9 protein-coding genes and 1 tRNA gene are annotated in these 13,061 nt (G+C 62.8%); 4 read left to right on the top strand and 6 right to left on the bottom strand.

From position 1 onward, the window contains the following. Positions 1-547 precede the first annotated feature (547 nt). The 3 genes from M0D67_RS34240 to M0D67_RS34230 form a co-directional block, all read right to left on the bottom strand. Positions 548-637, bottom strand: a tRNA-Ser gene (locus tag M0D67_RS34240). Positions 638-795: 158 nt separating this feature from the next. Then, positions 796-2,106 (bottom strand): serine--tRNA ligase, encoded by a 1,311-nt coding sequence (gene serS, locus M0D67_RS34235; RefSeq protein WP_266241378.1) that lies wholly within the window; start codon positions 2,104-2,106, stop codon positions 796-798. Between the two features lie 136 nt (positions 2,107-2,242). Then, the gene (locus M0D67_RS34230) at positions 2,243-3,556 is read right to left on the bottom strand and encodes a replication-associated recombination protein A (protein WP_154562042.1); all 1,314 of its coding nucleotides are present in this window, start codon (positions 3,554-3,556) and stop codon (positions 2,243-2,245) included. A 361-nt stretch (positions 3,557-3,917) separates the two neighbouring features. On the opposite strand from M0D67_RS34230, the gene cytX reads away from it, so the two are divergent. Beyond that, a complete protein-coding gene (cytX, locus tag M0D67_RS34225; RefSeq protein WP_154562044.1) occupies positions 3,918-5,234 on the top strand; it encodes a putative hydroxymethylpyrimidine transporter CytX in 1,317 nt (438 codons plus the stop codon). A gap of 81 nt (positions 5,235-5,315) precedes the next feature. Here cytX and speB read toward each other — a convergent pair whose 3' ends face one another. Beyond that, a complete protein-coding gene (gene speB, locus M0D67_RS34220) occupies positions 5,316-6,305 on the bottom strand; it encodes an agmatinase (protein WP_054035089.1) in 990 nt (329 codons plus the stop codon). A 171-nt stretch (positions 6,306-6,476) separates the two neighbouring features. Here speB and M0D67_RS34215 point away from each other — a divergent pair, with 171 nt between their 5' ends. Continuing rightward, complete coding sequence (locus M0D67_RS34215; RefSeq protein WP_097391679.1) at positions 6,477-7,397, top strand: LysR family transcriptional regulator; 921 nt, start codon at positions 6,477-6,479, stop codon at positions 7,395-7,397. Positions 7,398-7,539: 142 nt separating this feature from the next. On the opposite strand, the gene lolA is transcribed toward M0D67_RS34215, so the two are convergent. Next, a complete protein-coding gene (gene lolA, locus M0D67_RS34210) occupies positions 7,540-8,277 on the bottom strand; it encodes an outer membrane lipoprotein chaperone LolA (protein WP_154562048.1) in 738 nt (245 codons plus the stop codon). Positions 8,278-8,482: 205 nt separating this feature from the next. After that, complete coding sequence (locus M0D67_RS34205; RefSeq protein ID WP_154562050.1) at positions 8,483-10,798, bottom strand: DNA translocase FtsK; 2,316 nt, start codon at positions 10,796-10,798, stop codon at positions 8,483-8,485. A gap of 336 nt (positions 10,799-11,134) precedes the next feature. Here M0D67_RS34205 and trxB point away from each other — a divergent pair, with 336 nt between their 5' ends. Together trxB and M0D67_RS34195 are read left to right on the top strand one after the other, a co-directional pair. Then, complete coding sequence (gene trxB / locus M0D67_RS34200; protein ID WP_154562052.1) at positions 11,135-12,133, top strand: thioredoxin-disulfide reductase; 999 nt, start codon at positions 11,135-11,137, stop codon at positions 12,131-12,133. Positions 12,134-12,297: 164 nt separating this feature from the next. Next, positions 12,298-13,056, top strand: a complete 759-nt coding sequence (locus tag M0D67_RS34195) for a Smr/MutS family protein (protein WP_154562054.1) — start codon at positions 12,298-12,300, stop codon at positions 13,054-13,056. Positions 13,057-13,061 lie beyond the last annotated feature (5 nt).

Below are 13,061 nucleotides of genomic sequence, written 5' to 3'. Positions count from 1 at the left end.
CGCCGCTTCATCTGCAAACCGAACGGGCAGTACATTAATCAGCGTTTCCCTAGCGAGTGCATCCGCTAAACAAAGGCTTGGTGAAAAATTACACGCGATAAAAAACCGCCCAAAGGCGGTTCTTAAAGAGAAGCGTACATTGCCAACGTATCTGGGTATTTCTCAACCAGCTTGATCAAGACAGCAGCCTGAGCATTCGGCTTTGCTTTCCCTTGCTCCCAGTTCTGGTAGGTACGTGGGATTGACACGAAGCCGGCGCGCCATCGCGGCTTGCGACGCATGTAGGCCTTCTCGCCGCGTCTTTATCTCTTCAGCGGGGCCCTGTACGACGTCCGGCATTTCGACATCGACCTTGCGCAGAGTTATCTTGCCTTCGCGCTCAGCGGCAAGCTCAGCCATGCCTCCCTTCAACTCGGCAAACCACCCGCAGACCGCCACGCGTGTGCAAGATGCGTGGGGGCAACACGCGGCGAACCCTGCTCAAAAGAACGGCTCTTTTTCGCGGGCAGAAACGAAAACAGGCCCCGAAGGGCCTGTTTTCTAAATTTGGCGGAAAGGGTGAGATTCGAACTCACGGTACCCCTAAAGGTACACTGGATTTCGAGTCCAGCGCATTCGACCACTCTGCCACCTTTCCGGGTCTTCCAACTCACAGCAACAAGGCTATTTCGTCAGATCCAAGCGGGTCGTTGCTTGGGAGAGAAAGATTATAGAACAGCTGAATCCGATTTCCAAGCCCCTCGGCCAAAAAATTTCAAAGGGACTTGGCAATCGGCAGCGGCCTTAGCCGCTGCATCAGCCCGGCGCCAATCGAGCCGCCGGCACTTCCAGCCGCTCCACCCCACCAAGATAAGGACGCAGCGCCACCGGCACCGTCACCGAACCATCCGCGTTCTGGAAATTCTCCAGCACAGCCACGAGCGTGCGGCCGACCGCCAGCCCCGAACCGTTCAGCGTATGCACCAGCTCCGGCTTGCCCTGCGCATTGCGGAAGCGCGCCTGCATCCGGCGAGCCTGGAACGACTCCGTGTTCGAGCAGCTCGAGATTTCGCGATACGTATTCTGCGCAGGCACCCACACTTCCAGGTCATACGTCTTGGCAGCCGAAAAACCCATATCGCCAGTGCACAGCGTAATCACGCGGTACGGCAGCTCAAGCTTCTGCAGAATCGCCTCAGCGTGGCCGACCATCTGCTCCAGCGCGTCATACGACGCTTCCGGCGCGACGATCTGCACCATTTCGACCTTGTCGAACTGATGCTGGCGGATCAGCCCGCGCGTGTCGCGGCCATACGAGCCCGCTTCCGAGCGGAAGCACGGCGAATGCGCGGTCAGCTTGATCGGCAACGTGTCCGCTTCGACGATGCTGTCGCGCACCGTGTTCGTCAGCGAAATTTCCGACGTCGAAATCAGATACTGCGTGACCGTGTTCTCGTCACCGCCCTTCTCGACGCGGAACATGTCGTCGGCGAATTTCGGCAGTTGGCCGGTACCGTACAGAATCTCCGGATTCACGATATACGGCGTGTACACCTCGGTATAGCCGTGGTGCAGCGTGTGCGTGTCGATCATGAACTGCGCCAGCGCGCGATGCAGCCGCGCTATCTGGCCGCGCAGCAACGTGAAACGCGCGCCCGACAGTTTCGCGCCGGTCTCGAAGTCGAGGCCGAGCGGCGTGCCGACGTCGACGTGATCCTTCACCTCGAAATCGAACTGGCGCGGCGTGCCCCAGCGGCGCACTTCGACGTTCCCGGTTTCGTTCTGACCCATCGGCACGCTTTCGTGCGCCAGGTTCGGCACGCCGAGCAGCAGGTCGGACAGACGCTTCTGGATATCGTCGAGCTTGGCCGCCGACGCCTTCATCTCGTCGCCAATCCCGCCCACTTCGGCCATCAGCGCCGACGTATCCTCGCCCCGCCCTTTCATCCCGCCGATCTGCTTCGACAGAGTGTTGCGGCGCGCCTGCATCTCTTCGGTACGGGTCTGGGTGTCGCGGCGTTCCGCTTCGAGGGCGGCAAAGGCCGCCACGTCGAGGGTATAGCCGCGGTCGGCGAGGCGTTTGGCGACGCCGTCGAGGTCTTTGCGCAGCAACTGGATGTCGAGCATGGGATGGGGCGGGTGTTCGTTGTATGAAGCAGCGATTTTAGCGCACCGGCGCGGGCGGCCGGTGCGTTAGATGGTCAAGACGTGCGGAATGGCGACACGGCATCTGAAACCGCCGCAGAAGCCCAGGCGAAAAGGCTCAGCCCTTCTTCGGCTTGTTCTCGCTGCGCCACTGCGCGTCGAGCTCGGCCAGACGCGCCATCTTGTCGCCGATCTTGCCTTCAAGACCGCGCGACGTCGGCTCGTACCAATGGGGGTCGCGCATGTTGTCCGGCAGATAGGTCTCGCCGGCGGCATAAGCATCAGGTTCGTCGTGCGCATAGCGGTATTCGTGACCGTAGCCGAGTTCCTTCATCAGCTTGGTCGGCGCGTTACGCAGATGCACCGGCACGCCGCGCGACTGGTCTTTGCTCACGAAACGGCGCGCTTCGTTGTACGCGTTGTAACCCGCGTTCGACTTCGGCGCGACCGCCAGATAGATGATCGCCTGCGCCAGCGCCAGTTCGCCTTCAGGCGTGCCGAGGCGTTCGTAGGTTTCGGAGGCGTCGAGCGCGATGCGCGCCGCGCGCGGGTCGGCGAGGCCAATGTCTTCCCATGCCATGCGCACGATGCGCCGTGCGAGATAACGCGGGTCCGCGCCGCCGTCGAGCATGCGGCAGAACCAATACAGCGCACCGTCCGGGCTGCTGCCGCGTACCGATTTATGCAACGCGCTGATCTGGTCGTAGAATGCGTCGCCGCCTTTGTCGAAGCGGCGCAGATTCTCGGCGAGCGCGCTGCCAAGCAAAGCGCCGTCGATTTCGGTGCTCTTCTGCTGGGCCGCCGCGCGCGCGACGATTTCCAGGTTGTTCAGCAGCTTGCGGCCGTCGCCGTCGGCGGAACCAATCAGGGCGTCGCGGGCTTCGTCGGTGAACGTGAGGCCGCCGAGTTCTTTCTGTGCGCGGTCGAGCAGCTCGCGTTGTTCTTCGTCGGTGAGACTCTTCAGCACGTAGACGGCGGCTCGTGAGAGCAACGCGCTATTCACCTCGAACGATGGATTCTCGGTCGTCGCACCGACGAACACGAACAGGCCCGACTCGACGTGTGGCAAGAACGCGTCCTGCTGGCTCTTGTTGAAGCGATGCACTTCGTCGACGAACACGAGCGTCTGATGTCCGTTCGCGCGATGAATTTGCGCGGTCTCGACGGCTTCGCGGATATCCTTCACGCCCGAGAGCACCGCGGACAACGCGATGAACTCGGCATGAAACGCGTCGGCCATAAGCCGCGCGAGCGTGGTTTTGCCGACGCCGGGCGGGCCCCAGAGGATCATCGAATGGGCTTCGCCGGATTCGAATGCGACCCGCAACGGCTTGTTCGGGCCGAGCAGGTGCTTCTGGCCGATCACTTCGTCGATATTGCGGGGCCGCAGGCGTTCGGCGAGCGGAACATTGGCACGGGTTTCTTCAAACATGACGTTTTGGGGATAATCTCGGCTTTTCCGGACGCGGTCCGTGTGAAGGCGGCGTGCTGCCGGATGAACAAAGCCGGCACGCAAGAGTGCGGGCAACGTCACGCATTATGACAGCGACGGCGCTCGGGCGATGAGCGCGCCGACTAGCCAGTAATCTCGCCGACAGCCTGACAGGCTAACATCGCGCGCGGATTGGCCGGCAACACCGGCATCGCACGCGAATTTAGAGGCAACACCAACCGCAACTATGTTGCATGGGACCGGAGTAAGAGCTTTGCATGGGACCGGAGTAACGCGCTAAAGCGCAAACTCTGGTCGACAGCTAAAGCGCTAACTCCGGTCGACACAGGGACAAGATTAGATGGCACAAGATCCACTCGCCGGCGACGCCGGTTCCACCTACGCACCGCTCACGCCGGTGCCCGACTCGCGCCGCGCGTTCCGCACCGGCGACGCTTTCGCGCTCTGGTTCTCGCTCGGCATCGGCCTGCTGGTCGCGCAGGCGGGCGCGCTGCTGGTGCCGGGGCTGTCGCTACCGCATGCGTTGCTGGCGATCGTAATCGGCAGCGTGATCGGCGTCGTATTGCTGGCGCTGGCCGGCGTGATCGGCACTGATACGGGGCTCGCGGCGATGTCGTCGCTGCGGCCGACGCTCGGTGTGCGCGGCGCTTCGGTGCCTGCTGTGCTGAACGCCGTGCAACTGGTCGGCTGGGGCTCGTTCGAGGTGATCGTGATGCGCGATTCCGCCGATGCGCTCGCCAAACAGGCCTTCGGTTTCTCGATGCCGCTGATCTGGACCGTGATCTTCGGTTTGCTCGCGACGCTGCTGGCGATCAGCGGCCCGCTGTCGTTCGTGCGGCGGTTTTTGCGCACGTGGGGCATCTGGCTGCTGCTGGCGGGCGCCGCGTGGCTCTCGTGGAATCTGCTTGCCAAACACGATCTGGCCGAGTTGATGCGCCGTCCGGGCACCGGCGAGATGTCGTTCGGCGGCGCAATCGATCTGGTGGTCGCGATGCCGCTCTCGTGGCTGCCGCTGATCGCCGACTACACGCGCTTCGGCCGACGCCCCGGCGAGACCTTCCGCGGCACGCTGCTCGGCTATGGCATTGCGAACATCTGGTTTTACGCACTCGGTGCGATCTACGGTCTCGCGGCCGGTGGTGGCGATGCGCTGCTGACCGGCGCGCTGGCGCAAGCAGGCGGCGGCCTCGCCCTGCTGCTGATCCTGATCGACGAAGTGGACAACGCGTTCGCCGACATCCACTCCGCAGCGGTCTCGACCGGCACGTTCTGGACGCGCGGCAGCGTGCCGTTGTTGTCTGCGGCGTTCGGCGCGCTGTGCACGGCGATCGCCTTGCTCGTGCCGATGGCGAAGTATCAGAACTTCCTGCTACTGATCGGCTCGGTGTTCGCGCCGCTGTTCGGCGTGGTGCTGGTGGATCACTTCATCGTGCGCAAGCGTCGCATTGAAGCCGCCGTGCTCGGCGACGTGCGCGGCCGCTATGGCTTCTCGGGCGGCTGGCATTTGAGCGCGTTCGCGTCGTGGGCAATCGGGATCGTGGCGTATCAGGCGATCAATCAATGGCTGCCGAATCTGGGCGCTACCTTGCCCGCGTTGGTGATCGGCGCGGTGTGTTATCTGGCGCTGGTGTCGACTCGGAAAACTGCATACGCTTGAGTCGTGCAAGCATCCTCGCAATACAGAAAAGGCCTGCAAATGCAGGCCTTTTCTCTTCATGCGCCATCAATCGTGGTCAGTTCACCGCTTCGACGCCCGATACTCGACACCCGGCAACACGCACAGCAATTCGAACGCGAGATTCGCGCCGAGCAACGCGGTCGTACCGAACGGATCGTACGGCGGCGCGACCTCAACCAGATCGCAGCCGACGATGTTCAAGCCATGCGAGCCGCGAATGATTTCCAGCGCCTGCGGCACCGTCAATCCGGCGATTTCCGGTGTGCCCGTACCCGGCGCGAAAGCCGGATCGATACCGTCTATGTCGAACGTGATGTACACCGGACCGTCGCCCATGCGTTCGCGCACACGTGCCATCAGCGGCGCCAGCGACTGGTTCCAGCATGCCTCTGCCTGCACGACTTCGAAGCCCTGATCGCGGCACCAGTCGAAGTCTTCAGCCGCGTAGCCCGTGCCACGCAGACCGATCTGCACGACGCGGTCGCAGTCCAGCAAGCCCTCTTCCACCGCGCGGCGGAACGGCGTGCCGTGCGCGATCTTCTCGCCCATCATCGTGTCGTTGACGTCAGCGTGGGCGTCGACGTGAATCAGACCGACCTTGCCGTGCTTGCGATGAATCGCGCGCAGGATCGGCAGCGCGATCGTGTGGTCGCCACCCAGTGTGATCGGCTTGCAGTTGTGCTGGAGGATTTCGTCGTAGGCGGTTTCGATGCGCTTGATCGAATCGTGCAGGTTGTACGGATTGATCGCGACGTCGCCGAGGTCGGCCACGCGCAGCGAATCGAACGGCGCGGCGCGCGTCGCCATGTTGTACGGACGCAGCAGCACCGATTCGCTGCGGATCTGGCGCGGCCCGAAGCGCGCGCCGGTGCGGTTCGAGGTGCCGAGATCGAACGGCACGCCGACGAAGCAGGCGTCGAACCCTTCGGCCGAGCCGACGTTCGGCAGCCGCATCATCGTCGCAATGCCGCCGCAGCGGGGCATTGCGTTGCCGGACAGCGGCTGCGGCCGTTCACCGGCATCGGGGGAAATGAAGGAGGAAGTATTCATCGTGTCTCGGCAATGAAAAGAGGGGCAGTAAGCAAATACGTGCAACCGGCCGAAGGATCAATAGAAAAAGCGCACCTTGCCGGGCGAATCTCGATTCTTGAGCAGTTTCCCGCAAGTTAAAATACGAACAGAATAAACTTCACATTGATTCGTAGCGATGTATCCTGCCGTATGTTCTCCCAACTCACCGATCTCGACCTGCGGTTGATCCGCGTCTTCCTCGCCATCGTCGACGCCGGCGGTGTCTCGCCGGCCCAGGCCACGCTCAACGTCGGCCAGTCGACCATCAGCACACAACTCGCCACGCTGGAAACACGCCTCGGCTACCGGCTGTGCGAACGCGGCCGCGGCGGCTTCAGCCTGACCGCGCGCGGCGAGCAATTTATCGACGCAGCCCGCGCTCTACTGTCCGCCGTCGATACTTTCGGCATGCAGGCGCGCAATGTCGGCCGCAAACTGGTCGGCACGCTCGATATTGGCATGATCGGCCACACACCGGTATCGGCGAGCGCGCGCATCAGCGACGCGATCGGCCGGTTTCGGGCGCGCGATCAGTCGGTGCGGTTTTCGATTCTGGTGCGCTCGCCGGGTGAACTCGAAGAACTGCTGCTGAACGGCCGCATTCAGATCGGCATCGGCTATTTCTGGCATCGCGTGCCGTCGCTCGAATACACCGAGGTGTTCGCCGAAGATCAGTTCGCGTATTGCGCGAAGGGGCATCCGCTGTTTGCTTCTGCCGGCGAGGTGTCACCTGCCGAAGCCGCGGCTCACGAATGGGCGTGGCGCAGTTATCCGCTGCCCGAAGCCGAAAGTTCGACCACGCCGCAAAACGTCACCGCGCTCGCGGACAATATGGAAGCGGTCGCGATGCTGGTGCTGTCGGGGCATCATCTTGGCTATTTGCCGGGGCATTTCGCGGCGCCGTTCGTGAAGCAAGGCTTGTTGGCCGCGTTGAATCCCGCACAGATGAAGTACCGGGTGGCGTTTCATATGGTCACGCGGGCGCGGCAACATCGGACGGATATTGTCGAAGCGTTTATCGACGATATGAAGGCTGCGCATCCCGTGCAGGTGCTGGAAGTGGATGAGTAGCGGTTCTGCTCAGCCGGCGCAGGTTCGGAAAGGGCGAATAGCGCGTCGGGCGCGCAGCGCGATCGGCAATCGGCAATCGGCAATGAAAAAGCTGCGCTCCATGCGCAGCCTTCCTGCAAATCAGCTTACTGCAACAACCCGCTTAACCGTTGATCACATCCGCGCCCTTCGGCACCGTGAACTTGAATGCATCGGCCGGCAGCGGCGGGTTTTTCTGAATGTTCGAGAACGTCAGCAGCGTCACGTTACCGAACACATCGTGCAGTTCCATCGCTTCAAGATTGCCGTCCTTGAAGCCGATGCCAACGCGCTGAAACTGCGTGTCTTTCGCCTTCGGCGTCAATTCGAGCCAGTCGATGCCGGCCTTCACGCCTGCGTCACGCAGCGTGAAGTTCTTGTCCAGATCGTTGCTGCCGAACAGGATCGCCGCCGGGCTCGCGCCGAGCGCGCCGCCGAGACTGCGCACCGTCACCTGGTTCAGATCCTTGTCGTACACGTACAGCTTGTCGCCGTCGGCTTGCAGCAGTTGTGCATAAGGCTTCTCGTATTGCCAGATGAACTTGCCGGGACGCGCGAACGTGAACGTGCCGCTTGATGTGCCGGTCTTGCCAGCCGTGGACAGCACGCCGCTCGCGCCGCTTGCACCTTGCGCCTTGCTCGGCGCGCGCACTTCCTGCTGCACAAAGGTACCGCGCGCGGAATGCACTTGCGCGACAAATGCCTTCAGTTGCTCGGTGCCGCTCGCGAATGCCTGTGACGCGACGAGCATCGACGCTCCGATCGCGACACTGCCGACGCCACGTACGATCGTACGAACGAGTTGGCTGACACGGTTGGGTTGAGCACTCTGTCGAGCGTGCTGCTGCGCGAATAGCTGCATGGTGTTTTCTCCCTTGATTGAATTTGTTGGGCGGTCACAGCGGCGGGCTTTGTGGGCAGCGGCCGGGTGGCCGTGGCGGCTGGCTTGAACCGCGCAGCCGAGGGACGAGCCCTCAGCCTTGGGTCACAGCTTAAGCACAAAGCCTTAAGCGGGGCTTATACGCGGTGCTTTGAGGCTGGTCCGGTGGACTAGCCGTATGGATTGCCTATTCCGCTTCCCGCGCCGGCGCAAGAATCTCTCGATTGCCGTTCGATGACATCGCCGACACCACGCCTGAGTTCTCCATCTGCTCGAGCAGGCGCGCCGCGCGGTTATAGCCGATGCGCAAATGCCGCTGCACCAGCGAAATCGACGCACGGCGGTTCTTCAGCACCACATCGACCGCCTGGTCGTACAACGGGTCGGCCTCGCCGTCACCCGAGCCGGATCCCCCTGCGCCCGCGGAGCCTTCGTCGCCTTCGCCCGTCACGCCGCCTTCGAGAATGCCCTCGATATAGTTCGGCTCGCCCTGCTCCTTGAGCTTGTCGACGACGCGATGCACTTCTTCGTCCGACACGAACGCGCCGTGCACACGCACCGGCAAGCCGCTGCCCGGCGGCAGGTACAGCATGTCGCCCATGCCGAGCAGCGATTCCGCGCCCTGCTGGTCGAGAATCGTGCGCGAGTCGATCTTCGACGACACCTGGAAGGCCATGCGCGTTGGCACGTTGGCCTTGATCAGGCCGGTAATCACGTCGACCGACGGACGCTGCGTCGCCAGAATCAAGTGGATGCCTGCCGCGCGCGCCTTCTGCGCAATCCGCGCGATCAGTTCTTCGACCTTCTTGCCGACCACCATCATCAGATCGGCCAGTTCGTCGATCACGACGACGATGTTCGGCAGACGCGACAGCGGCTCCGGATCGTCCGGCGTCAAGCTGAACGGATTCGGCAGCTTCTCGTCGCGCTTGGCGGCTTCGTCGATCTTGTTGTTGTAGCCGGCGAGGTTACGCACGCCGAGCTTGCTCATCAGCTTGTAGCGGCGCTCCATTTCGGCCACCGCCCAATTGAGCGCGTGACCCGCCTGGCGCATGTCCGTGACCACCGGACACAGCAAATGCGGAATGCCTTCGTAGACGCTCATTTCGAGCATCTTCGGATCGATCAGGATCATGCGGACCTGATCGGCGCTCGCCTTGTAGAGCAGCGAGAGGATCATCGCGTTGATACCCACCGATTTGCCCGAGCCGGTCGTACCGGCCACCAGCAAGTGCGGCATTTTCGCGAGGTCTGCGCATACCGGCTTGCCGCCAATGTCCTTGCCGAGGCCCATGGTGAGCGGCGAAGCCGCGTCCGCATAAACCGCCGAGCCGAGAATCTCCGAGAGACTCACGGTCTGACGGCGCTGGTTCGGCAACTCCAGCGCCATGAAATTCTTGCCCGGAATCGTTTCGACCACGCGAATCGACACCAGCGACAGCGAACGCGCCAGGTCCTTCGCCAGACCGACGATCTGGCTGCCCTTCACGCCAGTAGCCGGCTCGATTTCATAACGCGTGACAACCGGGCCCGGATACGCGGCGACCACACTCACTTCGACGCCGAAGTCCTTGAGCTTCTTCTCGATCAGGCGCGAGGTGAATTCGAGCGTATCGGCGGAAATGGTTTCCTGCGCGGCCGGCGCTGCGTCGAGCAGCGAGATCGGCGGCAAGGTGGAGTCGCCCGGCAGGTCCGTGAACAGCGGCACTTGCCGCTCTTTCTCGACGCGTTCCGATTTGGCGGGCGTGACGATGGGCGGCACGATCATGACCGGCTCGTGCTCCTCGATCCGCACGCGGCCCTTTTCGACCTTGCCTTCGCGCTTCACCGCGGCAGCTTCGCCCAATTTACGGTCGCGGCCGGCCTCGCGGCGCAGCTTGGCGAAAGTGACCGCCGAAATGATCGACTCGCCGACCTTTTCCGACACCGACAGCCACGAAAAACGGAAATACAGCGACAAACCGATGCCGAGCACGATAAGTAGGGCCAGCGTGCCGCCCGTGAAGCCGAGCGCATGCGATATGCCGCGCGCCACCGCCTCGCCGATCACGCCGCCCGGCGCCCGCGGCAACTGCACTTTCAGCGACCACATGCGCAACGCTTCGATACCGTCGCAGGCGAGCAACACCAACATGAACGCGAACGCGTCCGCGAGCCAGCCGGCATCGCGCGGCGCGTCATCCTGCAGTTCCTCGTGGCGAGTGATGCGGCGGTAATTGGCGGAGATATGGCGGCCGAGCAGCACGATCCACCAGTAGGCGGACAGCCCGAACAGCAGCAGCAGGATGTCGGACGTCCACGCGCCGACGCGGCCCGCCCAGTTGGCGATGTGGTCGACCTGCGCGGCATGCGTCCAGCTCGGATCGTGCCGGCTGTAGCTGACGAGCGCCATGAGCAGGAACACGCCGAGCGCGACCTGCAAGATCCAGCGGATTTCGGTGAAAAGGCGCGACATGCGGTGCGGCAATGCCTGCGCGCTCGCGGAATAGGGAGCTTTTGCCATTGATCCTGTTGCTTGTGTGGCCGATTTGCCGCTGGAGTCGCGGCCCGAAGCGGCGCTTAAGGCGGCTCCAGACCCGGTCCCGGCTGCCGGATCCATCGATGCGGCCTATTGTAAACGCAGTGCCTCACGCGAGGCTGTAAATGACGGTAACTTAGCCGATCGACCACACGAAAGGCCGCCGAAGCCCGCAGCAACGCTATCGCCACGATCGGAAAGCTTCATGGAGCAGGCCGGCGTGCCGCCCTTTATAATGCCGCTCTGATACCCATCTATAGTTTCAGCTCAAGTCGCGCGGCCTCGCATGGGCGAGCCGGGCGCCGTAAAAGGATTTCGATCATGCCCGCTACTTCCACGAAACACGCCAAAGTTCTGATTCTCGGTTCCGGTCCCGCCGGCTACACGGCAGCGGTCTACGCGGCACGCGCCAACCTGTCGCCGGTACTCGTCACGGGTCTCGCCCAGGGCGGCCAACTGATGACCACGACCGACGTCGAAAACTGGCCGGCAGACGGCAACGGCGTGCAAGGCCCGGAGCTGATGCAGCGCTTCCTGGAGCACGCCGAGCGCTTCAACACCGAAATCATTTTCGACCACATCCACACGGCCAAGCTGGATGAGAAGCCGATCCGCCTGATTGGCGACTCGGGCGAATACACCTGCGACTCGCTGATCATCTCGACCGGCGCATCGGCGCAGTATCTCGGCCTGCCGTCTGAAGAATTGTTCATGGGCAAGGGCGTGTCGGCTTGCGCCACTTGCGACGGCTTCTTCTACAAACAACAACATGTGGCCGTGATCGGCGGCGGCAATACCGCAGTCGAGGAAGCCCTCTATCTTTCTGGCATCGCCAAGAAGGTGACGGTGATCCATCGCCGCGACAAGTTCCGCGCCGAACCGATCCTGATCGACCGTCTGCTGGCGAAAGAAAAGGAAGGCCTGGTCGAGATCAAGTGGAACAGCACGCTCGACGAAGTGACCGGCGACCAGTCCGGCGTGACCGGCCTGCGTATCAAGAACACGCAAACCGGCGACACCACGGACATCGCGCTGCAAGGCATCTTCGTCGCGATTGGCCACAAGCCGAACACGGACATTTTCGCAGGCCAGGTGGAGATGAAGAACGGCTACATCATCACCAAGGGCGGTCTGAACGGATTCGCAACGGCGACCAGCGTGCCGGGCGTGTTCGCGGCGGGCGACGTGCAGGATCACGTCTATCGTCAGGCGATCACCAGCGCAGGCACGGGCTGTATGGCCGCGCTCGACGCGCAGCGTTACCTGGAAACCATCGAAGAGATTGGTGAGCACGTGATGAGCGCCGAAGCCGACCGCTGATCTGCAACCTCATCTGTAACCATAAGCGCAACGGTAAAATGGCGGCTGGGCATGGCCCGGCCGCCTGCTTGATAGAAGGCCGCGGCTGAGAAGCCAGCGGCCTTTTTTGCATCCTGTTCGCGTCGGATTCGCGCGATCGATCTACTTTTCTGTGTATTAGCGATATGCCGAAGAATCAGCCCCATCCTAGCGAACCGAAGCGCGCGCGTGCCGTTGCCCAGCCCGCGCCCGAGGTATCCGCACCCGCCGTCAAACCGAAGATCGAGCCGGCCGCAGGTCTAGCCGGCCTCGGCGCGTTGCGCGATGCGTTAAAGGGCGACACGCAACGGCGTGAACGTGAGCGCGCGGCTGCAGCGGCGGCGCAACGCGAAGCGTCGGCGGACGCCGATCTGTTTCGCCGCGAAATCGGCGCAGTTGCGCCACTGGCGGTCCCGCCGCGCGCCAGCTTGCCGCGCAATCCTCCGTCGCCGCTGCCGGTGCAAACCAAACTCGACGAAGAAGCCGTGCTGCATGAAGCGATCTCCGACGAGTTCGATCCCGAGATCCTGCTCGAAACCGACGAAACGCTCTCCTATTGCCGTCCCGGCGTGAGCCAGGAAGTCGTCCGCAAACTGCGGCGCGGCGATTGGATCGTGCAGGCACAAATCGATCTGCACGGCATGCGTCGCGAGGAAGCGCGCGAGGCGCTGGCCGAGTTCATTCGTGAATCGGTGAAACGTGGCCTGCGGTGTTTGCGCGTGATTCACGGCAAAGGCCTCGGGTCGATCGGGAAAGAACCCGTATTGAAGGGCAAAGTGCGCGCGTGGCTCGTGCAGAAGTCTGAGGTGATCGCTTTCTGTCAGGCGCGTCCGCATGACGGCGGCGCGGGTGCAGTGGTCGTGCTGTTACAGCCGGGCGTATTGCCGGCTTCCCCCAAGTCCTGACGGAG

The sequence above is a fragment of the Paraburkholderia sp. SECH4 genome, from assembly GCF_030511745.1.
Lineage (GTDB): Bacteria > Pseudomonadota > Gammaproteobacteria > Burkholderiales > Burkholderiaceae > Paraburkholderia > Paraburkholderia madseniana.
This window is presented reverse-complemented; position numbering and strand designations above follow the sequence as displayed.